The 22,250-nt window shown below is 38.7% G+C and carries 23 protein-coding genes; 10 read left to right on the top strand and 13 right to left on the bottom strand.

Annotation, left to right across the window (positions count from 1 at the left end):
- Positions 1-174 precede the first annotated feature (174 nt).
- Positions 175-729, top strand: coding sequence for a Panacea domain-containing protein (locus tag RM552_RS14750; RefSeq protein ID WP_311369636.1), 555 nt, complete (start codon positions 175-177; stop codon positions 727-729).
- Positions 726-1,133 (top strand): hypothetical protein, encoded by a 408-nt coding sequence (locus RM552_RS14755; RefSeq protein WP_311369637.1) that lies wholly within the window; start codon positions 726-728, stop codon positions 1,131-1,133. Before RM552_RS14750 ends, RM552_RS14755 begins: the two co-directional genes overlap by 4 nt.
- A gap of 565 nt (positions 1,134-1,698) precedes the next feature.
- Here the strand turns inward: RM552_RS14755 and RM552_RS14760 are convergent.
- The 3 genes from RM552_RS14760 to RM552_RS14770 all read right to left on the bottom strand — a co-directional run bounded on the left by RM552_RS14760 (position 1,699) and on the right by RM552_RS14770 (position 5,489).
- On the bottom strand, positions 1,699-3,714 hold the full coding sequence (locus RM552_RS14760; protein WP_311369638.1) for a TonB-dependent receptor plug domain-containing protein: 2,016 nt from the start codon (positions 3,712-3,714) through the stop codon (positions 1,699-1,701).
- Between the two features lie 291 nt (positions 3,715-4,005).
- Positions 4,006-4,581 carry a hypothetical protein gene (locus tag RM552_RS14765; RefSeq protein WP_311369639.1) on the bottom strand — a complete coding sequence of 192 codons (576 nt, stop codon included), beginning with the start codon at positions 4,579-4,581 and terminating at the stop codon, positions 4,006-4,008.
- A 2-nt stretch (positions 4,582-4,583) separates the two neighbouring features.
- The gene (locus RM552_RS14770) at positions 4,584-5,489 is read right to left on the bottom strand and encodes a hypothetical protein (RefSeq protein WP_311369640.1); all 906 of its coding nucleotides are present in this window, start codon (positions 5,487-5,489) and stop codon (positions 4,584-4,586) included.
- A 262-nt stretch (positions 5,490-5,751) separates the two neighbouring features.
- Between RM552_RS14770 and RM552_RS14775 the strand changes: the two genes are divergently transcribed.
- The 4 genes from RM552_RS14775 to RM552_RS14790 all read left to right on the top strand — a co-directional run bounded on the left by RM552_RS14775 (position 5,752) and on the right by RM552_RS14790 (position 7,642).
- Entirely contained in the window at positions 5,752-6,492 is a 741-nt protein-coding gene (locus tag RM552_RS14775) for a TMEM175 family protein (RefSeq protein WP_311369641.1), read from the top strand.
- A gap of 55 nt (positions 6,493-6,547) precedes the next feature.
- Entirely contained in the window at positions 6,548-7,051 is a 504-nt protein-coding gene (locus tag RM552_RS14780) for a GNAT family N-acetyltransferase (protein WP_311369642.1), read from the top strand.
- Positions 7,051-7,338 (top strand): antibiotic biosynthesis monooxygenase family protein, encoded by a 288-nt coding sequence (locus tag RM552_RS14785; RefSeq protein WP_311369643.1) that lies wholly within the window; start codon positions 7,051-7,053, stop codon positions 7,336-7,338. The genes RM552_RS14780 and RM552_RS14785 overlap by 1 nt, the downstream gene beginning before the upstream one ends.
- Positions 7,339-7,417: 79 nt before the next feature.
- Positions 7,418-7,642 carry a DUF1272 domain-containing protein gene (locus tag RM552_RS14790; RefSeq protein ID WP_311369775.1) on the top strand — a complete coding sequence of 75 codons (225 nt, stop codon included), beginning with the start codon at positions 7,418-7,420 and terminating at the stop codon, positions 7,640-7,642.
- Between the two features lie 35 nt (positions 7,643-7,677).
- On the opposite strand, the gene RM552_RS14795 is transcribed toward RM552_RS14790, so the two are convergent.
- The 8 genes from RM552_RS14795 to RM552_RS14830 form a co-directional block, all read right to left on the bottom strand.
- Positions 7,678-8,328, bottom strand: a complete 651-nt coding sequence (locus RM552_RS14795; RefSeq protein ID WP_311369644.1) for an HAD family hydrolase — start codon at positions 8,326-8,328, stop codon at positions 7,678-7,680.
- Between the two features lie 44 nt (positions 8,329-8,372).
- A complete protein-coding gene (locus tag RM552_RS14800) occupies positions 8,373-9,269 on the bottom strand; it encodes an MBL fold metallo-hydrolase (RefSeq protein WP_311369645.1) in 897 nt (298 codons plus the stop codon).
- 96 nt (positions 9,270-9,365) lie between these two features.
- Positions 9,366-10,286 carry a 2-dehydro-3-deoxygalactonokinase gene (locus RM552_RS14805; protein ID WP_311369646.1) on the bottom strand — a complete coding sequence of 307 codons (921 nt, stop codon included), beginning with the start codon at positions 10,284-10,286 and terminating at the stop codon, positions 9,366-9,368.
- A gap of 1 nt (position 10,287) precedes the next feature.
- Positions 10,288-11,055: an SDR family NAD(P)-dependent oxidoreductase gene (locus RM552_RS14810; protein ID WP_311369647.1), complete on the bottom strand. Its 768-nt coding sequence runs from the start codon at positions 11,053-11,055 to the stop codon at positions 10,288-10,290.
- Positions 11,056-11,246: 191 nt separating this feature from the next.
- Positions 11,247-11,471 carry a PGPGW domain-containing protein gene (locus RM552_RS14815; protein WP_311369648.1) on the bottom strand — a complete coding sequence of 75 codons (225 nt, stop codon included), beginning with the start codon at positions 11,469-11,471 and terminating at the stop codon, positions 11,247-11,249.
- 9 nt (positions 11,472-11,480) lie between these two features.
- Positions 11,481-12,371 (bottom strand): DUF4097 family beta strand repeat-containing protein, encoded by an 891-nt coding sequence (locus RM552_RS14820; RefSeq protein WP_311369649.1) that lies wholly within the window; start codon positions 12,369-12,371, stop codon positions 11,481-11,483.
- Positions 12,372-12,562: 191 nt separating this feature from the next.
- A complete protein-coding gene (locus tag RM552_RS14825; RefSeq protein WP_311369650.1) occupies positions 12,563-13,660 on the bottom strand; it encodes a methanobactin export MATE transporter MbnM in 1,098 nt (365 codons plus the stop codon).
- 26 nt (positions 13,661-13,686) lie between these two features.
- Positions 13,687-14,718, bottom strand: coding sequence for an MbnP family copper-binding protein (locus RM552_RS14830; RefSeq protein WP_311369651.1), 1,032 nt, complete (start codon positions 14,716-14,718; stop codon positions 13,687-13,689).
- 44 nt (positions 14,719-14,762) lie between these two features.
- On the opposite strand from RM552_RS14830, the gene RM552_RS14835 reads away from it, so the two are divergent.
- The 3 genes from RM552_RS14835 to RM552_RS14845 all read left to right on the top strand — a co-directional run bounded on the left by RM552_RS14835 (position 14,763) and on the right by RM552_RS14845 (position 19,664).
- A complete protein-coding gene (locus tag RM552_RS14835; RefSeq protein ID WP_311369652.1) occupies positions 14,763-17,609 on the top strand; it encodes a choice-of-anchor B family protein in 2,847 nt (948 codons plus the stop codon).
- 138 nt (positions 17,610-17,747) lie between these two features.
- Positions 17,748-18,914, top strand: a complete 1,167-nt coding sequence (locus tag RM552_RS14840) for a GGDEF domain-containing protein (RefSeq protein WP_311369653.1) — start codon at positions 17,748-17,750, stop codon at positions 18,912-18,914.
- A gap of 243 nt (positions 18,915-19,157) precedes the next feature.
- Positions 19,158-19,664, top strand: coding sequence for a CIA30 family protein (locus tag RM552_RS14845; protein WP_311369654.1), 507 nt, complete (start codon positions 19,158-19,160; stop codon positions 19,662-19,664).
- Between the two features lie 19 nt (positions 19,665-19,683).
- On the opposite strand, the gene RM552_RS14850 is transcribed toward RM552_RS14845, so the two are convergent.
- Positions 19,684-20,958, bottom strand: coding sequence for a Xaa-Pro dipeptidase (locus tag RM552_RS14850; RefSeq protein ID WP_311369655.1), 1,275 nt, complete (start codon positions 20,956-20,958; stop codon positions 19,684-19,686).
- 66 nt (positions 20,959-21,024) lie between these two features.
- On the opposite strand from RM552_RS14850, the gene RM552_RS14855 reads away from it, so the two are divergent.
- On the top strand, positions 21,025-21,513 hold the full coding sequence (locus RM552_RS14855) for a hypothetical protein (RefSeq protein ID WP_311369656.1): 489 nt from the start codon (positions 21,025-21,027) through the stop codon (positions 21,511-21,513).
- Here the strand turns inward: RM552_RS14855 and RM552_RS14860 are convergent.
- A complete protein-coding gene (locus RM552_RS14860) occupies positions 21,505-22,224 on the bottom strand; it encodes a hypothetical protein (protein ID WP_311369657.1) in 720 nt (239 codons plus the stop codon). The genes RM552_RS14855 and RM552_RS14860 overlap by 9 nt on opposite strands.
- Positions 22,225-22,250 lie beyond the last annotated feature (26 nt).

Here is a 22,250-nt window from a genome sequence, read left to right on the forward strand (position 1 = left end):
TTTATACACCCGCAATATTCAAAACTTTTTTGGAATTTATAAAATATATGTGAGAAATTGGTAATTGGGCCGATACCACTATATTATCTATGACCTATGTGTTGCTTTATGTTGTTCATAAATTAAGAGTACAATTGAGTAATACACCGAAAATGTTAGGGAGAGAAACATAATATGCTGATTAATCACGAACGAGAAAAATTGATTAATTTAATTATTTTTTTGTCTAATAACACTAACAACTGTGGAAAAATCAAACTATTCAAACTCCTGTATTTTATAGATTTCGAACATTTCAAAATAAACGGTCGAAGTGTAACTGGTTTAAAATACGCTGCTTGGAAGATGGGACCTGTCCCTACTGAGCTGTTTGAAGAAATAGATAAACCTGAACCTGACATGGCTGAAGCTTTAGAGTTCTCTTTGGTGCCGACGAATATTGGGCGTCCAATGCTCACTATTAAACCTATGACACACTTTAATGATGAACATTTTACTAAGCGAGAGCTTAAAATTATTGTGAATATGGCAAAACTATATGCCGACAAAAATGCAGAAGAAATGATTGAAGCTACTCATTTAGAAAACTCTCCATGGGATAGAGTTTTTAATAAGGAAAATAATAAAAAAGGTGAAATTCCATACGAGTATGCACTAAAAAGCGGTGAGTTTGATGAAATGCTGAAGATATCGAAGGAAAAAAAAGATGTACGAGAAGCTTTAGGTTGAAAGTAGGTGCTATATTTTTTGACACTAATTTTCATTTTCATGATGGCGAGTCTGGTGAGAAGCTATTTGTAGTACTTGGAACAAAAAATAGCATAACTGTAGTAGCCAAAACCACATCTAGCGGTTATGGGAAAAACATAGAATATGGTTGCCAACCAAACGACAGATTTCATAACTTTTATTTACCTGTAAACACCTGCTATTTAAAGAAAAACACTTGGATATGTTTAGATGAGTTTTATGAGGTCAATAACAATGAATTGTTACAGAAAAAATTTACCTCAGTAATTAGGCACATCTGCGATTTAGACACTTGCTTAGCTAAAGAACTTCAAAATTGCGCACTGATTAGTGAAGATATTTCAATGCGTCAAGAGAAACTCATTAATAACAGTCTATTATAGATATCGATGCAATTACCTTTTTAGTTGCTCGTTCAAACTTCAAACTTCGAACTTAAGCATAAAATTCAGTTTAGGGACGGAAACTCAACTAAAAACATCTATGATGTGCATAAGACTAGATTTAAAATGATTTGCTCCTACAATGTTATTGACAGGTGACAATAAAAATTTTAGAGCCTAACACGCAATTGTCACACCATAAACAATCAAAAGATAAAGAATTTATTATTAACAATTAGTTACTATGTTTATTCAAGTCCGGCCTCTAAGAGTAGTCCGCTAAGTTCTCAGTTGTTAAGGGCAAGTTAGGACAAAAGCGGACAATGTTTTTTCCTGTATATTCTAACAATATGCTCTAACAAAAGTTTAAACGTTACTACATCAATATTATTTTTAGATACACAGGTAGATACACAAGTTGATATCATTAAATAAAAAATATAACAAAATTCAATAAAAACAATAAGTTAAATTTACTTATTCGAGGATGGGTCGAGGCACCATTTATTCTGAAGCCCTGCAAGAGATTGCGGGGCTTTTTTGGTTTTAATTGAGTCAATTAAAATCAAAACGTAGACTGAATCATTAAGGAATAGGTAGGTCGAATTTTGCGCTCTCGATATTCTACTCGGTCGACGATATCGTTTGCTATGTCGCCATCATAAAACGTTCGGTCATAATTCTCTCTATCTTTGAAAGGTCGCCAGATTTCGAATCTAAGCCGTGTATTTGGGTTAAGGGTATATTCAATATAGGCTTCGTCGATATCGATAATGTTGGTGCGAACCTCTGTCACGGTTCTGTTTTGGCTAAATCGATAAGTTCTTTTGTTAACATCGAATCCATAGACAATCCCCCACTTTGGCAAATCATGGCGAAAATCCAACAAAAACGCTTCCTTCGGTATCCCATTCAGGCTTCTTTGAGTGTTTAAAAATGGGTCTATCATTTCGGTATCACGAACTTGGTAAGTAAAGGTCACTTGGGCATTATCCAATCCAATGAAACTTAGCTTTCCACTGGCCTCAAAATTAAGACCAAGCCGACTTGCATCGCCAATATTACCTATACCTGAACTGCCATCAGCAAGTCGAGTATTAGTAATAAAGTCATTTATCTTGTCTTTGAAGAGTTCGATCTCAATGGTGCCAGCATCATCAGGTAGCCGATGTTCATAGGCAATAAGATATTGCCAGACCTTTTCAGGTTCTATATCAGGGTTACCAAAGTCAATGGTATCGTCGTTTGTATTCCGCGACGCAATAAAGTTTCTGAGGTTGAGTTGAGAAACGCTTCTGTCGGCGACAAAGCGAAATTGGTTTGATTGGTCCATGTCATAGCGCAATTCAAATCGTGGTTTCCAAAAGTTGAAAGAGCGCTCATTTTGTTCGCCATCAAAATTTTGCTTCACTGTCGATGCTTCTCGAATAATCGCTGATTGTAAATGCAGCGACTTATTTAAATCAAAAGAATGAGTTGCAAAAATTTCGTAGCGGTCTTCTTGTACATCTGATGATTCAAAGGAACTATTATTAAATGACTGTAATGCATCTAATTGGTTGAATGCGGCCTCAAATCCAAGTTCCACATTCTGCTCGCCAAAGATATCAAAGCTAAGGTTACTGCGGATAATTTTCTCGATCTCGTCAGAGTTTTCAGCGAATGTAAAAAGGCGTCTGCCTTCATCATTCCTAATTTCATCTTGAATAATAATGTCATTGTTGGACAGTTTGTTAACAACAAAGATAGTTTTGAACTTGCCAAAATCACCTAATGTTGTTTCGTAGTCCCCGCCAATTTCCCACGTGTCATCGTTCCGATTAACATTCAATAATTCTTGTGCAAGCAAGTTATTTGTGTCAACGTCAAATTGGTCTTCAAGGTTTTCTTCGTCGCTTCTAACTTCACTGTAGAGACCGTTAATTCTAAACACATCACCGTTCTCCAAGTTATACTGCAAATTAGTCGTAATACTATTGTTTTTCCTTAATAATTCAGTATTTATCAACCTTGTTTCTTCTAGTAATCGGTTAGCATCCATACGATCTTCTACAAAATCAGTTACCCTCGGAAAAACATCATGGTTTAGGCTAATGTTGTATTCAAATCGGCCGTATTGCCCTGAAGCCGTAATTAAAAACTCAGGTGAAGTATTTTGTTGGTTATTATGAGTAAGTCTAATTTCTGACAAGTAACTCACTGAATCATTAACACTCGGTTTTAAAATCACATTGATCAGCACGCCTTGACTACGAATATCGAGACCTTCTGCATTGCCACGAATTAAATCGATGCGTAGTACTTGATTTGCCTGAATGCGAGCGAGCCTTGTTTCCATGTCATTTGCTTTACCAGACATTCTCTTGCCATCTATCAGTATTTGAGCGCCCGTAGCGCCTAGTCCCCTAGATTGTTGATTATCATCAAGGCTATTTAATATGCTGATACCACCGGGTATTAAGCTAATCATATCTATAAGGGTAACGACCTGATATTGAGCAAAGTATTCTTCGCTATAAGTCACAGTGGTATCTAGTTTTTGTTCCTCTTCGATTTGAGCAAACAAGTGGGAATTTTTCAAAAGCAATAGCGTAAGGCTTACTTTTAAAAACAAACTTATGCAACGTTTTCTTTGTTGATGGGTAGTCATTCTGATGAAAATACTCTAGTTTGAAATTGGCTGTAACAGTATTATTGGAAAAGTGACTGGTAATTGCAGAGAGTGCTATACACACTAACTTCTACGACCGCTATTTTACTTCATATATAGCTAATCTTGAAGTGGGCAAGTTCGCTTTGGATATAAGGCGCATTACCAAACCTCTGAGAGCCCTGAACAGAAAAGTTCGGGGCTTTTGATATTAATGAATTGCTACAAAGTTTGCTTACTTATTTCCTTACATACTCTATTTAAATCAGACACATATACTTCTATCCAATTCTCGATAGAATCGTTTATAGTCGTCAGATGTTCTCCTTGACCATTGGCCCAATTAGTTTTAGCGTAAAATCCCCTATATTGACGAGATTCTAATACTTCCCCATTAACAACAAAATCAGTTGTAAAGGCGGTAACTCCGAGAATGTTTAAAGACTCAAAATAAGTATACATGCGGATAAGTTTGGGTCTAACCTCGACTTTGATTGCAGCACTTTCAACTATTGTGAAATTGTTAACAAGCTCTTTTATTTCGTCAAAGTAGGTTGGTAAGTTAGTAATACCTAAACTATTTCTTCCTAAAATTGCTGCTGTTTCTTTATTTTGCCTATCATCGCCAATCTCGTTAATTACAAATGAACAAGACGAATCAGCACTAGGTGCTTTTTTGGCTATTCTCTGTTGAGCTTTAGCAGTTAAACCATCCAAAGTAATTTCGTCAAGGATAAGTCCAGCTTTTGCATTGAAAGCAAAGTTAATGAGAAGGAATACTACAACGATTATTTTCATGATTATTCTCCAACCTGACATGTTTTAACTTTTGCTTTTGTAACCGACTCTGATGCAACAATGTAGAGGTGTCCATTGTTTCCACGTAGTACCTTATTTTCGTTTTCATCTTTGATTACGTTGCCCTTGACTTTTAAAGAACCTTGATTCATTGGTACTGTAATCACTCCGCCGGCAATGCATTTTTCATCACGTATAGTTTGCATGTCGTACTGCATCCAGTCTGCAGTTTGTTGTGCGCTTTTTTCTAATTCACTTCTAAATAAATCAGCTCCATCCGCAGCCCACTCATTGATTGAATTTTGTCCGCCACTACCTATTAACGGGCTTTGATAATAGAACGTATTGAAATAATGCGGTTTGCTAATTTTAGGATTCTCTGAATTTAAGAAAATAAATGCAGTGCTAATAGTTTGCAGCATTTTCGATTGCATACGAAATTGATAAAAAGTATTTGTCAGCACCATTGCTTCACCTTTTGCCAATTTCTTAATTTTAGCAACAAGCTCTTTGTCACCTAAAATGATAGATTCCGCAGTATCTTTAATATCTGATAGTGGTAGCGAACTAGCCAGTGCTTGATTAAACTTATCGGCGATAGTTTTCCTATGGTCGAGGTCAACAATTTCATCATATAAGGGTTGCAGACCAGAACGCGCTTCTGTAGCACGATCGTCATTAACCGACGAGTCTATCATTGCCCCAATCAGTCCGCCGCCAAGAGCAGCAGTGGTATTAATCAAGTCTACGTCTGGTTTGATTTCATCTTGTACGATAAGGTTGTAAGTGCTAGCAGTCCCAATGTTGGCTTTAGTTTCTTGTGTTAGAGGTGTATATTTTGGCCCTGTGACGCAGGCTTGGAGGCCCACTGCAATCAATAGGCAGGAAATCTTTTGCAGCAATTTCATGTGATTTATTCTCGTTATTTTTAGAAGTAAATGTGGCGACAACACAAAAATTATCACGTTCATGTCAACGCAAAAATAGACTAAAACACATATTTACTATAGTCAAACCAAACTTTGGTTGATTTAATTTGACGGCAAAAAAATGATTTTTAGACTATTCTTCTTTAGGACTTTTTGCTTTATGTAACGTGGACTTATTTACTAATAATAGTTGTTTGTGTATTCATTCTCGAATGTTTAATCATCTTTTTAAGGAACAACAATGGCAACACACGCAAGTGCTAGCAGAACATGGACGCCAAAAGAGGTAGATTCGCTCATCGTTGAGCAAGGATTTCGCTTACGTGGTTTGGAAGTAACTCGCTTAGATACTTTTGTAGATGCCGCGTTTGCTTTTGTGTTGACCTTACTTGTCATCTCTTTTGATGAGATCCCATCAAACTACACAGAAATGTTAGACGCAATAAAACGTATTCCGGCATTTGCTGCTAGCTTTGCCGTGTTAATGATGTTTTGGCGTCAACATCGAAATTGGAGTCGGCGCTACGGTTTAGAAAATTCTCAAACTATTTTATATAGCTTGCTTTTAATCTTTATCGTCTTAGTTTATGTGTATCCGCTACGAATGCTTTTTGAGGGGATGTTCACTAATTTGAGTAGTGGATATTTAGCGTCTAGCTATCAGTTTAATACCTATGCTGAATTTCGTTGGATGTTCATATTTTATTCAGCAGGGTTTTGCGCCATGTCGCTTATGATAGCTTTATTGTATAGGGCAGCTAGTAAAAGTGCAGATCTATTGCTACTAGATAACTTTGAACGCCTTAAGACAAAAGCAGAAATGTACTCGTGGACAATCGCTATTGGTTTCGCTGCGGTCTCTATGACATTAGCTTATTTTTTACCAGAAAACTTGGTTACTATTTCCGGATATATGTACTTTGCCTTATTGCCGCTAGGTAAATTGCCACACTATCTATTGCTAAAAAAGAAAAAGCCTTAGATAAAAAATCACTTACGAACAGGTCATAACAACAAGCAAGTCAAGGTACAGATGTATGAACGAGAATGAACTCACAATAGTTGATTATTCACCAGAATTGGCCCATTACTTTTATACCATTAATAAAGAGTGGATTGACGACATGTTTGTACTTGAATCTATAGATGAACAAGTCTTAAGTAATCCACAAATGTATGTAATAGATGCTGGAGGATATATTTGGTTTGTTAAGCATGCAAGGCTCGGTATTGTTGGTGCTTGCGCTTTGGTAAACAAAGGTAAGGGCTGGTTTGAATTGACTAAAATGGGGGTTAGTTCTGATGTGCGTGGCTTGAAAATTGGTGAAAAGCTATTACACCATGTGCTCGAGTTTTGTCAGATGCCACACATACATGAGGTGTTTTTATTGACAAATAAAAAGTGCGAAGCCGCCATACACTTGTACGAAAAATTGGGCTTTGAACACAGTAAGCTGATCATGCAAAAGTATGGAAAAAGCTATGAAAGGTGTGACGTGGCAATGTATTTCAATAAACAAATAGGCCAAGGGGAAGGTTGATGTATGTAGTTATATTTAAAGCAACTGCAAAGCAGCAAAACCAGCTTTATTTAGATACAGTTGAAAAAATGAGATCTCTTGCCTTCAAAAAATACAATTGCGTTGACTTTGTGGCCTTAACCGAGGGGAAACAAGAAATTGCACTTTCTTATTGGCACAAACAAGAAGATATTGTGGCTTGGCGAAATGATGCTGAGCACTTATTGGCTCAACAGCATGGAAAGACGAAATGGTATAGCGAATATTCGGTTGAAGTGGCTAAAATAGAACGCCAATATTCAAACTAAATGACGGTGTAGAGGATTGAGTATGTTAGAGCTAAGACCAAACTGTGAAAATTGCAACAAAACACTCACTAACGATGCAATGATTTGTACCTTTGAGTGCACGTTTTGTGTAGATTGCGTTAATAATGTATTGTTCAATGTTTGCCCTAACTGTGGGGGTGGGTTTGAAAAACGCCCAATTAGGCCAAAAGCACACTTAGTTAAATATCCAGCGTCTACAGAAGTCATTTATAAACCAATAGATCTCAGCACGTTTGAAGTCTCAAGAAAGGCTAAGCAGCATATACTGCCAAAAGATAGGTAGCTGGCGTTCGCGTTAATGACTATTTTTTAGGAACATTAAAGCTTGTTCAAAAACTTTTGAGCATCGTCAAATGACTCGACCACCGCTAAACATTGTTCCGCAAGTTTGCTCTGAATGGGCAGTAAATCGGGAATGGCAATAGTTTGGCAAGCTGCTGCTAGCGCCGCTGTGATGCCTATATTAGAATCTTCAAATACCAAAGTGTGTTGTGGTTTTGCCCCAATACGCTTGCAAGCACGCAAGTACGGTTGTGGATTGGGTTTGGGGTGGTCAACGTCATCAGAGGTGATCACAAATGCTAAGGACTGCCAATAATCAGTTTTAGCAAAGCTTTTTTCAGCTGATTCGGTATTAGATGAGGTGACAACCGCCATAGGAATATTTAAGGTTTTTGCAAGGGTAAAAAAAGCATCGAAGCCTTTTTTAATAGGTAAACCTTTTGCTTTTTCAGTATGAATGAGTGTTCTTGCTCTCTGCAAGAAATCTTGTATGGGAAAATCAGCACCAAAATAGGCGTAAACGAGTTTTTGACTTTCAGGTGCACTTAAGCCGACAAAGTTTAGAAAATACTCGCGGTCGAATTCATAGCCAAATTCATTTGCGCTTTGTTCCCATGCATCACAACATACGCGCTCGCTATCAAATATAGTGCCGTCTTTGTCGAATAAGATTGCGTCAATTTGCACGCGTTGCTTCCCGGTTAAATACAGTGCTTCCTGTTAAATTGTGCTTATTGATATAGCGTTTTAATCCAAAATTCTTCAGTAATAAAACGCCATGACCAGCTAGCCCATTTCTCATCTAAACCTTCAGCTAATACTTGCTCTTCGCTCATACCGGCTTTTTTCTTTGCTTGCACAAAGGCGTAAGTTTCTTTAATCATATCCATTGATTTTTGTAAATCGGCTTTGCTTGCTAAAGGCCCATGACCGGGAATCACTTTTGTATTGTCGTTAATCATATCAAGCATGGCTTGGCTTGCTGCAATATAGCCTTTTACATCACCGCCCCCATTAAGGTCAACATAAGGGAACATTGCATTGAACATTAAATCACCGGTGTGTAGTACATTGGCTTTTTCAAAATAGATAGCGCTGTCACCGTCAGTATGCGCGTCCGATAAGTGAAACACATGAATAGTATCGCCATTAAAATGGAACTTAATACCGGTATCGTAGGTGACAACTGGGAGTGCACTCTTTGCTACTTCTTCGTTTGAAGCTAGGCGAATACGTACGTTGTCATGGGCAAAAATAGTGGCTCCCTGATTCTCTGCAAAAAAAGCATTAGAGCCAGTATGATCACCATGATAGTGAGTGTTGATAACATATTTTGCTGATTCTTCTGTTAATCCAGAAAGTGTTGTAGCAATTTTTTCGGCAAGAGGGGCGTACTGGTCGTCAATGATCAAAAGCCCATCTTGGCCAACTGAAGCACCAATATTGCCGCCAGAGCCGACTAACATATATACAGAGTCAGCAACTTTTTCGGCTGAAACTTGAACATTAGCAAAGCGATCTGCTTGTGCATATGCTTGTGCACATAATCCACTAAATAAAGTCGCTCCAAGTAAAATTGATGCATATAATGTGCGTTTATTGGTTTTAAGGGCCTGTCTAGAGGTCATCGTGTTTCCTTTAAATTGTTTATCATAAAGATGCGAATAAGTATCGGATACAATCAATAATCTGTCCAATTGGCTAAGAAAAAAGTTATTAAATTTTTATGACCATTCTTCAGATGCAACTCTTATAATGCCTTTTGTAGTCGCTATTTCACTTGAGCAAATCTCAGTTGTGATATCGTTGAAATGAAAAGCTTCTTCGTATAACGAATTAACATGAGAAGTACCGATTAACACTACATGGGAAAATGAGTCAAAACTGCGTTGAGCTGATTTGACATCTGCGCCAATCAATAAGCCCGATAAAAAACCTGCCGCCTGCGCATTATTATAGCCATCTATTACTTGTTGAGAACGAGTGGCAAATATAGTGTGCAATAAACTGCTACTAGGCCTTTTTGATAAGTGTAAACCTTGTACAAAGCCATCGTCATCCCAGTCCTTTACCGTAGCTGACTTTAGTAAAACAGAATGCAAGCATAATACCTCATATAACTCACCAATAGGGCTTGTTAAAAAAGTACTTACTAGGCCATTTTCAACAAGCACCCATTTGGTATGTGTACCCGGTAGGCATAAAATTTGTTTCTCAGGCGGGTTTTTTTGAGTGGCTAAAAAGCCAAAAATTTGCGTTTCTTCTCCGCGCATACTATCGGGTAGGCCATGCATATTTGTGCATGATAAACCTGGGAAAATGACAAAATCTATACCTCGGGCGTTGAATCGTAATGCTTTTTCTAACGAGGGTGAGTGGTCAGTAGGGCAAGGGACATAGTCAACCATTTTCCAGCCAATATTTGATCCGACTGTACCAATTAAATAGACCGTCATATCTCCAAATTGCGCAAACCATGGCTTTGCCAAATTAAAAAAAGAAGATTCTGGATCAGGGTTATTTTTTGTGCCTAAACCTTCTATTCTATCAATAATTGTAAGAGAAGCGTTTTGCCACTTGCACAAGTATAGTCGGTTGAACGTGGTACCCCAATCTCCAAGTATTAACATGCCATCACTTCGCATTTTAGGTTCTTCCTGCGTCAACAATAAAGGCTTGGCCAGTGACCATTTCACTATCGTCAGCGGCTAAAAATAACGCCATATTGGCCACGTGTATAGGTCTTAAGGTTTCTTTTAACGCGAGTGATTTTTGCCAATCGGCTTGGGCTTTGGGGGTTAAATAACTCTCGATTTGCCGTTCTGTTGCGACCCACCCTGGCATTATACTATTTACTCTAATACCGTCGACACCATATTCATTTGCCAAAGACTTGCTCAAACCATTCAAGGCAGATTTAGCCGCAACATAGCCGGGCATTTGCTCAGGAGCGATTATGACATTAATAGTGCTCATATTTATGATATTGCCTTTGCACTGTTTTTGCATAAAGGGAATCGCTGCCTGCGAAGCAAAAAATGCAGCATCTAAATTAATTGCCATGCATTTTCGCCATTGGTTTTGATCTATATCGAGAGGAGAATGGCGATTGTCGTTGCCAACATTGTTAATTAAAACATCAATTTTATGAGCGGCCTTAGCAAAATTTTCAATTGACGTTTTTAAGGCATCAATGTTGGTCACATCAATATGTTGAAATTGGGGCGCGTTGCCGCATTTTTTTTCTATTGCTAGACAAACAGCTCTACCTTCTTTTTCGGCAATATCAACAAATAAAACCTTAGCACCTTGTTTACAAAAAGCTTCTACCATGACGGCTCCTATGCCGGTGGCACCGCCGGTAATAAATACTGCTTTCCCTTCTAAACTGGGGTAGTTGGCATATTTTTTCATAGTTAAATGTCGCTGTTGTTATTGTTTTGTCGCAAAGCTTTATTAATGAGGGTAAAGCATTCTTAGCAGCATCATAACCTGAACTTGAGATAAGACACAATGTTCCGCTTGTGCAAGGAAGTAAACTTTAAAAAGGTTGATAAGCATAAAAAAAGACTCTTCTGAGTCTTTTTTTACACTAATTACTTGTTCTAACGCGAGTAGCGAAGTTTTCGAAAGAATTTATCTAGGTATACTGCCCCTTTTCTTAATAAACGTTGGCATTTGCGTAACCATACTTTAGCCAGAGGATACTCGTAGCTTAAAATAAATAATCCTGGTATTAGCAATAACAACGATGGTCCTGGAACAATAATAAATATTAGGCCCAGCAAAACCAATAGACCACCAACAAGGCTGATTAACAACTTCTTCATTTAAAGCTCCTATGAATCGTCGTTTCTAATATTACCGCGGATATTTTTAAACGAAGTACTGCCGCCACCATCGTCAGTAATATGTACAGATTCTGCTCCGTTGACTCTAATGTCGCCGGAGCTGTCATCTACCACAACATCACCGCTTGCATCTGTCACGACAATGTCGCCAGAACTATCTTCAAGATTTAGGTTACCACCAGCGTTTGTAATGGTAATGTCTCCGGATGAGTCATCCACAACGATATCGCCAGCAACATTTTTAGCTGTTAAACCACCTGAACCATCTTCTATATCAAGAGTTCCATCTATGTCAGAAATACGGAGGTCACCCGAACCATCGTCTATCTTGAGTGCTTTTCCGACATTACTTATCATTAAGTCGCCAGAGCCATCTTCTACATTTAAGTCGCCTTCGACATTAGATACTTTTGCATCTCCAGAACCGTCGTCCAAGAATACATCGCTTGCAATGTCTTTTATTGTTAAATCACCAGAACCATCTTTGACTCTCAGCAAAAGCTTAGCAGGTACCGAAACCTGAACATCAATTTTTGGGTAGTTGCTGCTCCAACTTCCCCAACTCCCCTTATATTCGTCATGCTTGGCAATAAGAACAGCGGTGTCGCCCTTCTTTACTAATGAAAGTGTATAGTCAACCTCATCGCTAGTGCGAATATCTGCTCGTACTTCAATTTCATTGAGTCCTTCAACTCCGACAATATCTAACTTACCTGCACCGGCGTCAATGCGCATTGTATCAATGCCAGAAGCGCTAAGTGATAAATCTTGCTCAAGCGTAATATCGGCGTCGATATTATTTGCGCCGACAACAACGACACAGCCGCCCAATGCATATATTGATGTTGCTGCGATAACGATTTTTGTTATTTTGTTCATTCCAAAACCCTATGTGATAGTTACGAAAAATGATCGATTGTTAGTTTATATTAAATCTCTATATCAATATTGATGCCAGTTCTTAAGTCTTTGTATTCATTATGTTAATTTAAATTGGCTAATGTGCAAAAGGAAAACGAGTGATTAAACTCGCCATTTGTTAGTCGATTTGAAACTAAACAGACCTGCGTTCAATTCACCTTAGGTGGGTTGATGGGTGCATGATGTGAAGGATTATTGATAAATTTTTTGTCACTCAAACTATGCAAAAAAGCGAGTAAATCATCACTTTCTTGCTGTGTCAGTTCAAAACCACTAATAAATGGGCTTTTTATCGGACTCGTTACTCCTGTTTCTCTACCACCATCTGCGTAGATTTGTATGAGGTCACGCAATGTTGCAACACTTCCATCGTGCATGTAGGGAGCAGTATACTCAATATTACGCAAGGTAGGCGCTCTAAATCTTCCCATATCGTTAGCGTTTAAGCTTTGCTCATAAAGGCCCTGGTCGCGTAATGGATAGCTGCCTACACCATCTTCATTATACAAGGCAGTATTATGAAACGGACGTAAATCAAGTGGTTGAAATTCATGTTTGCTAGATTGAGTAAAATTAAATCCACCGTGACAATGAAAACACTCCAATCGCTCTGAGAAAAATAAATCTAAACCCCGTAATTCGGACTCGTTTAGGGCGTCGTCGTTTGCCCGATAGGCATACTCATCAAAAGGCGAATCAAAAGAAGTAAGCGAACGAACAAAACTGGCGATTGATTTAACCATTCGATCAAGCGTAATGGTTTTGTCTCCCCAAGCTTGTTCAAATAGTGTTTCATAGTCTTCGGTTTGGAAGCGTTTTATTACTTCATATTGTTGGCCACTTAAGCCCATTTCAATGGGGCTTTCGCTGAAAAGAGGGATCATCATTTGCTGCTCAATACTACTTAAACCGCTATGTGCCCATGTGAAATTGCTATTGTAAGCCACATTTACCAGTGCTAATGCATTGCGTTGCAATATTTTACCGGTGGACCCAGATGATAATGCTTTTGGTTCACTAAATGCATGAGCTGGATCATGACAAGTCGCGCATGACATAGCCCTATTGCCCGACAGAGCCGGTTCATAAAACAGCGCTTTGCCCAAGTTGACTTTGGCTTGCGTTATTGGATTATTTGCTGGTACCTCGGGCAGTGGAAAACCTGGGGGGATTTGCCATTCAAACTGTTGCTGTTTTGGCGTACAAGAAGTTTGTGACAAAAACGCAATCGCGATAATTAATGTCAAGAGCAAAAAACGGCCAATATACACAATTATTGACCTGATTCTTGGCTAGTATTTGATAAATCCTTACTTTTCTTTGCCGCAATACGGAAAAGTGACGAATGGCGGAGCTTGCTCAATAAATTGTTGCAAGCACTAAGTTGTTCAGCTTTGAACATGCATGAAGTTTCTCGGTTTGCATTAATGCCTTCAAGCAAGATTTTCAAATCTAACATTAATAAGTTGGAGGCGTTATCACCTACATTAACCGTATACGTATTACGATTGCTTTGCTCGCATTCTTTTACCGGGGCTCTTAAACTTGAGGCGCTACTACAACCTGTGCTTCCCAAATGAAAATTCCAAATTGCGGTCTTATTAGGTTGATCCATTGTGGACATGTCGATACGAAAAAACTTGTGGCCTAAACGCCAAGACCAAAACATTTCTGCCAAGTTAATTGGACTAGGCTGAGTTAGCGGATTAGCATGATTGACCTCAAACGGCACCGACATGCTAAATCTCAGTTGAGCGATGTTGGTAAATGATTGTTTATCTTGTAGAGGTAAGTTTAAAGTTAAGGTTTTATTAAACCCCTCCTTGGCGCCACAATTAGCAACAAACCATAGTAAGGCAGTGTCTGGTGTTTGCCAATCGTTTACCTCTAAGCTTATCTTTTTCCAAGTATCCGATTGCTCTTCTCGCATTTCAAAATTCGATAAGAAAAAGCCTAAAGAATTTGCCTGCCAGAGTATATTGTGATGTATAAATTCATTATCGCAAGTTAGCGCATGTTCACCGTAAACAACTTTGGTTAACAATTGCTGTTGAATACTTTTTTGTTTTGATAAATGGTCTTGCGTAGTGTCTTCAGCGCATGACATAAGCACCATAGCGGTCATTCCGATTAGTATCGATTTACTCAGCTTTTGTAAACTTAAAGCAGATGGTAAATATAAAATTTTGTTCACATTTTCCTCTATGAATAACACCTGATAATAATTGTCTGCTACACTCATTTTACAAGCGTCTAAACTGATAATGTGACGCAGTAACATACATGCACCATTAAAAGCAGGCATCTAGCAGGCCATGGGTTTAGCAATGATTATTTAGGAAATCGATAATGCAATTTCATAAAACAGAGTGTTCTCAAGCAGTCTCTGTGTGCAATCGTTGGTTAACGCAATTATTTACCCTTGTGTTCACAAAACACTTGTTAGCTGCATCTGTGTTCATAATGACCCTGAGTGTCACGCTTAGTCAAGTATTGCTGCTGCAAAAAGCACAAGCACATAGCGAAGAAGAAAATGCTCGCTTTGTGTCTGTAAACGGCTCCGACCAAGGCGACTGTAAAAACAGATTTCGCCCATGCAAAACAATTGGCTTTGCAGCGAGACGCGCTAACAAAGGCGACAAAATATTAGTAGCAATGGGACTTTACGAAGTTTCGAGTGACGAAGAACTTAGTTATTTAATTTCAGAGATCAATCCGGTGTTAGCTGGATTTAACACGCTTGATAATTACCAGCAACAATCCCCTGACCAATTTATTACTACCTTAACAGCCGTGCCTAAACAGTACTTGCAAACCCTCTATAGTAAAGGGTTCACAGTCATACAGGATACAAAGGGGTTTGGTGCTCGCAGTATTGACGAAACTGTTATAGAAAGCCGTATTCGAGCTAGCCAACAAGCCGAAACCGCGCAGACATCGAGTGAATGTATTGACGGAGAAGCTGCCGGGTTTTCGTGTCGCAATGTCGATTTGTTAGGCCGAGTTCCTATTAGCCAAATATCGAGCTCTGCTACAAGAGCGAACGATGTATGGGGCCATGTTGATTTAAATAATATGCGCGAATATGCCATTTTAGGTATTCGCGATGCGGTATCTGTTATTGATGTAACGGACCCCGAAAACCCAGTTGTGGTGGGCAGAGTCGAAGGCCAAGCAACAATTTGGCGTGATATTAAAGTCGTTCAATTTTATAACGAAGAAATACAACAATTTCAGTCTTATGCTATTTCTGGCGCTGATGCGGTATCAGAAGGTTTAACTATTCTAGATTTGAATAATTTACCAAACGAAGTCACATTGGTAGAGCGCGATTTGATTGACGGTGAAGCATCGCATAATGTTTATATCAGTAATGTAAATTACACCACCAACACTTCGCTGAACAATACTCGTCCTTTTTTACATGTAATGGGAGGGGCATCTTTGGGAGGTTCGCTGCGAACTTTTTTAATTGAAAACCCACCTTCATTGTTAAGAGCATATAATGATCAGGGGGCTAATCGTCAAGATTATGCACATGATGCTTCTTCCTTACCAATTAGTGATGCTCGAGCGCAAACTGATTGTGGCGAAGACCCTGGCGAGACTTGCAATGTTATTATTGATTTTAACGAAAATGAAATGCGTTTGTGGGATCATACACGTTCTAATAGTGCGGTCGAATTAAGTCGTTCTACTTATCCTAATGCTGACTATGTTCACTCTGGTTGGTGGACAGAAGACAAACAATTTGTGTATGTGCATGATGAATTAGACGAAACCACATTTAGACTAAACACCACTATTAATATTTTTAATATAAGTGATTTACGAAATCCTTTCTTGGCTAATACTTGGACAGGGCCAACTCGAGCCGTTGATCATAATGGTTTTGTTCGAGGCAACAAATATTATATGTCTAACTATGAACGAGGTTTAACTATATTAGACATTAGCGACCCTGTTAATCCTTCAGAAGCCGGTTTTTTCGACACTGTGACTGGTTCTAATAATGCCGTGTTTAATGGTGCTTGGGGTGCTTATCCCTTTTTACCCAGTGGGATTATTTTGGTCAGTGATATTGCAGGTGGTTTGTATATATTCAAAGATAATACTATCAGCGCAGATCAAGATGCTGTTGGTTTTATAGAAACCTCATTGACTATTCCAGAGAATTCACTGGCTAATATTCCGGTAAAAAAACAAGGCAATGGCGCCCAAACAATTGATTACGAAGTCTTGTTATTGTCGGCTGATGCCAGCGATGTTGAAGTGAAAAAAGGCCAATTAAGTTGGGCTGCAAACGATAGTGATGATCAAAGTATTTTTCTTGAGATATTGGGTGACAACATTGTTGAAGGCGATGAAAAATTTGCAGTCATCCTTAGTAACCCCCAAGGTGGCAGTTTATACAACGGCAAATCAAATGCTTTTATTACTATTAGCGGAACAGCGCCAAGAACAGGACGAATTAGTTTTGAAACCAATGAGTTAACTCTGCTTGAAAATCAAGATTCAGTAAACGTAGAGCTCAATCGGTTGGGCGGCTCAGAACAAACAATTAATGTTAACTATGTCGTGCAGTCTGTTAGTGCAGACGAGCAAGCAGATTTTACTCTTACAACACTTACTCAAGGTCAGTTTAGCTGGTCAGAGGGAGATACTTCAAGCCGTAGTATCGGTATAAACCTAATAGATGACGAACTTTCCGAGTCTTTAGAGAGCTTTAGAATTGTTTTATTGTCGGATAATCAGGCATTATTAGGCCAATTTAGTGTGCTGGAAGTGAATATCAAAGATGATGATTCCAATCAAGCACCAATAGTAGATGCAGGAAGCGATATTCAAGTTAATACTCGTCAAACAGTACAATTATCTACCGCTAATGTAAGTGATGAAGATGAGACTTTATCGCTTGTTTGGGAACAAATTGCCGGCACAAACGTCACCTTAGATGCGCCAAACAGTTTACAAATAAGCTTTGTTGCACCTAGTCAGTCAGGTAATATTGAGTTGCGTTTAACCGCTACAGACGAGTTTGGTGTCAGTGCTAGTGACACCATTGGCATTAGTGTTGTAGCACCCGTAGTGACGCCACCGCCTGCGTCGGTTGAAAACGCCTCGGGAGGCGGGGGGCTGAATTTGGGTCTGTTTTTGTTGTTACCACTTATATATTTTCGTCGTTTTAAATGGTAAAAATTTAATTATTGGCAACATGTTCTATCATATTTGCCGATAAGTATGTTTAAGTGATGATGAGGCAAGCTTAACGATTTACTTGTTTGCTTTATTCTGCGCGATTTTGTATTTAAATTTTGAGAATGTGGGTTCGTTATGGACTTTTTAAGCACAGTTGATGAACTTAAGCGACATCAACTTAATACTTCTGGAAAACTGCGGTTCAGCGTTGGACTTTATGCTGAGTATAAGGCTTGGTTGATAAGCAAGAACGAATCCATAGCCAGAAATGTATTATTGATTATGCTGTTTTTCTGGTCTATTTTTTGGCTCGCCGATTTTTTTCGTCTATATGGCCAGCAATTTGAGTATCGCAACATGCCAATGATAGACATCGTTGTGAGTGTTCGCTCTTTAGTTTTACTTTATCTTGTAGGTTTATTTGCTTGGTTACAACGAGCCGCTGTTACATACAAGGTGGGTTATTTGTGGGTTGCGTACTTTGTGCTTGCCACTGCAACAGCAATCCTTTCCAATATTTATCATGAACAAGGCGAATATCAATCAGCCTGGTTGCCTATTGTTATTGTAGTACCTTTATTTACGTTACCTATTGGAATGACTTTCGCTTCAGCCATAAGACTCGGTTTATCGGTATTGATAATCATTGGAGCAAGTCATTATATTATGCTCAAAGACTTGCCTGATCATAGCCCCAATATGTTTTTGGCAAGCCTCGTTTTATGCATGATATCGGGAGCAGCGGGCTCATATTATTTGGATAAAGTGTTTAAAGCAGCATTTGTAGCCCTCAAATTATTGGAACTAAAAACCTTTACAGATCCGATGACAGACCTAGGGAATAGACGTTATTTTAATTCTTTTGGGAATAAACTTGTTGAAGATGCAATCAGAACAAATAAGTCTTTTAGTTTAGTGATTATTGACCTTGATCACTTTAAAAAAGTGAACGACAGGGAAGGTCATGAGTTTGGTGATTTGGTGCTAATTCGATTTTCAGAACTTTTGACTGAATCATCTCGTAGGCCTTTTGATTTACCCATAAGACTGGGAGGTGAGGAGTTTGCTATCCTTTTGAAAGATACTAAAGGAGAAGACGCTATGGTTGTTGCTAATAATTTGCTGAGCAAATGCAAAGAAACACGTTACCCAGAAGCAAAATCAACAACGTTTTCACAAAGTTTTAGTGCAGGAATTACTGAATATGTGCAAGGCGATAACTTACAAGATATGTACAAACGCGCCGATAAATTATTGTACGAAGCCAAAAGCAATGGGCGGAGTCTAGTGCTGCTTGGCTAAGCATTAAGGTGTATTTCAAATTTAAGCTCTATAATATGCGAATTAAAGACTTCACCAGCAAAAGGTGATCAAAATGTACTCTTAAAGCATATGCATAATCATGTTTATTTTTTCTTTTAATATATGATTAAGAACAACACCCTTTTAAGTCGCGCGTCATTGTGCTTTTTGTTACCTATTTTTGCATATTGTTTATTCACATATAGCCCTGTTGTATTTTCACTTGAGTCGACGGAACAACACATGCAAAACTCACATATTCAATTTTCTCTCACAAACGAAATAGACAATTGGGTTATAGTAAATGACACTGTTATGGGTGGGCGTTCTAAAGCACAACTTGATATCGTGAAAAACATGCTAATATTCAGCGGCAGTTTATCTTTGCAGAATAACGGTGGCTTTGCTTCGACAAGGCGAGTGTATAAACCTGTTGAGTGGGACCCAAAACAAGCATTTCAGATAACAATTGAAGGTGATGGTAGGGCTTACCAATTTAGGCTTCGAACCAACCGCCGCATGGATGGTGTTGCTTACGTTGTTGGCTTTCAAACAGTCGCAGGGAAAAGCCAATCGTTTACATTTGAGCCATCAGACTTTGAGCCATTATGGCGCGGTCGCTATGTTAGAGGAGCCGAGGCGCTAACTTTTGATGATGTTTCTCAACTAGGCTTTATGTTAGCCGACAAAACCCCCGGCGAATTTTCACTCAAAGTTAAATCGATTACCCAAGTGCCTCTAGCACTCTAAAATTAAGACTCAACCGATATTAGTTGAGCTGTTTAAATACCCGACCTTCTTTCATCACAAAACTCACGCTTTCTAGCACGGAGATGTCGTCTAGTGGATTGCCTTTCACTGCAATGATATCTGCAATTTTGCCTTCTTCAAGTGATCCTAACACTTCATTTTGTTTGAGTAAGGACGCAGAGTTAATAGTAGCGGCTTGGATAGCCTGTAAGGGGGTCATGCCAAATTGCACCATACGTGAAAACTGCTTAGGATTGTCACCATGTGGATAAACACCAGCATCGCTTCCAAAAACCATATTTACACCGGCCTTTACTGCCTTGCGAAAGTTTTCACGCTGGATAGAACCGACTTTTCGTTCCTTATTCAGACTTTCTTCTAGTATGCCTGCCTTTTCACCTTCACCTAAAATATATTCAGTGACGTATATGTCCATTGAAAAATATGTGCCCATTTTCTTCGCCAATTTTATTGTTTCATCATCAACAAAACTGACATGTTCAACAGAATCCACTCCTGCTCTAATGGCCGTATTAATACCTTCTAAACCATGAGCATGAGCGGCAACTGTCAAACCGCGCATGTGTGCCTCTTCAATAAGCGCGCTCATTTCATCAAAAGTATATTGTTGCACGCCTACTTTTGTGCCTTTTGATAACACACCACCAGTGGCACAAAACTTAATCACAGTAGCGCCATATTTTATGTTTTCACGCACTTTTGCACGCACTTCCCACGGACCATCTGCTACCCCACCTGATTTTGCTTTGTATTCAAAAGGTAGAAAATTGTTATCGCAATGCCCTCCAGTAACTCCAATTGAACGACCCGCAACAAACATACGAGGCCCTACAAGGTCACCATCGTTAATCGCATCTTTTAAAGCAACATCGGCAAAACCGGGTGCACCAACATTTCTGACGGTAGTAAATCCAGCCATTAAGGTTTGTTCAGCATGTTTCACCCCGGTAAGTGTTACTCTAGGTAAGGATGAAGTTAAGCGTCGATAACCGTGCTGAGTGGCATCTGAGGTTAAATGCACGTGCATATCCATCAAGCCTGGCATTATTGTATGGCCACTTAAATCAATTAAGGTATCGCCGTCAGCGACAACATATTTTTTGTGATTTTCAATTGCGGCTATTTTCCCATCTTGTATAACAAGTAAGGGGTTTTTAATGAGTTTGCCATTATTCACGTCTAGCATGGCGTCGGCTTTTACGAGTGTGTTTGCTTGAGATAAAAAACTCCAAACAAAAAGAACGAATACGGTGTATAATTTCATCTTTGACATAGCTCTGTATTTTCTTGTATGGATTTGAGTATAGCAATATGTCGCAATTTAAAAAGTAGGAATTAGTTGTCTACCCTAGTGCGTTGTTTAATATCGTTCGATATGCTTAAGCAAGAGCTTGAGGATTTAAGTGTGTCCAGAGAGTTACTTAGTGAAATTTCTGAACAGCATGCAAAGCTTTTGAGTCAGTGTCTCGACGCAATACACGCCATTTTAGAGCAAGCTGCAGGCTTTTCTGAGTTCGACTTTAGCCAAGAACTAGATAACGTAGAGTTAGGTCGCGCGATTGGGTCAAAAAAAATATTAGGTATTCAAACAAAATTGCTAGCTTGGGCCTTAAATTTTTTTGTAGCGAAAGAAAAAGCAGAAAGTATTAGCGCTGAAGATTTTAGCGATAGGGCAGAAAAAAGACTGGATTTATGGCAAACCAAAGCCGCAAAAGCAAAAAATCAGATCAGAACCTTAGCTAAAGCGATGGGTCAAGAAGAGTATTCACGATTTAGCCATCAATATCGTTTGTTATACACAGAGTTGTCATGGCGATTATTAAAATGATGCGGAGCCTTCAGCGACAGATTCGCTGGATTTATCTTCACGCGTATCTTCTTCGACTGTTTCTTTGTTGAGTTCAGCCTTAGTTATTACGTTAATAATGCCACTGTTTACAAAACTAATCATGCCTGAAACATCCGCTATTTTGACTGTTAAATAGTCTGCGTAGTTTTCGCGCTCAAAAAAATGGGTAGCGGCAGACTCAAACTTTAAATTCAGCTCGTCATCTTTTTTCGCTTCATCAAGTGCTAACAGGACATTTTCTGCACTGCTGTTTATATATTCTTTTCGCGTGAAATAAATTTGTTTTTCTGTCGGAAAATACGTAAAAGAAACGTTATAAATTCTTTGTTCATTAGCGATGGTCAAATCGTAAATTTTGACCGGATTATCAATAAATTTACTGTCGGCCAATATTGCATTGTCAATAGCGAAATGGCTCCATTCACCTATAAGTGCTGGTGCAAAATTATCTATTACTTTTTGTTTTGAAGTTTCTGCTAGTTCGCCAAGCTCAAGAGCTTTGTTAAGTTCTTTGTATATGTCGTATGCTGCTTTTGGAAATTTATCTGTGCTTTGATTACCTAAATTTCCAGATTTTACTTCTGGTTGTTCAGGTTCATTTTGCACCGTAACTGCCTTTACAGTGCTTACTGAGCAAACAACAGCAAACCAATAGAGAAAAATAACAATACTGAGTAAAATTTTATTCATAACGCCACCCTAAACTTTGACGCTAA

It is taken from the genome of Glaciecola petra, from assembly GCF_031846345.1.
Taxonomy (GTDB): Bacteria; Pseudomonadota; Gammaproteobacteria; order Enterobacterales; family Alteromonadaceae; genus Glaciecola; species Glaciecola petra.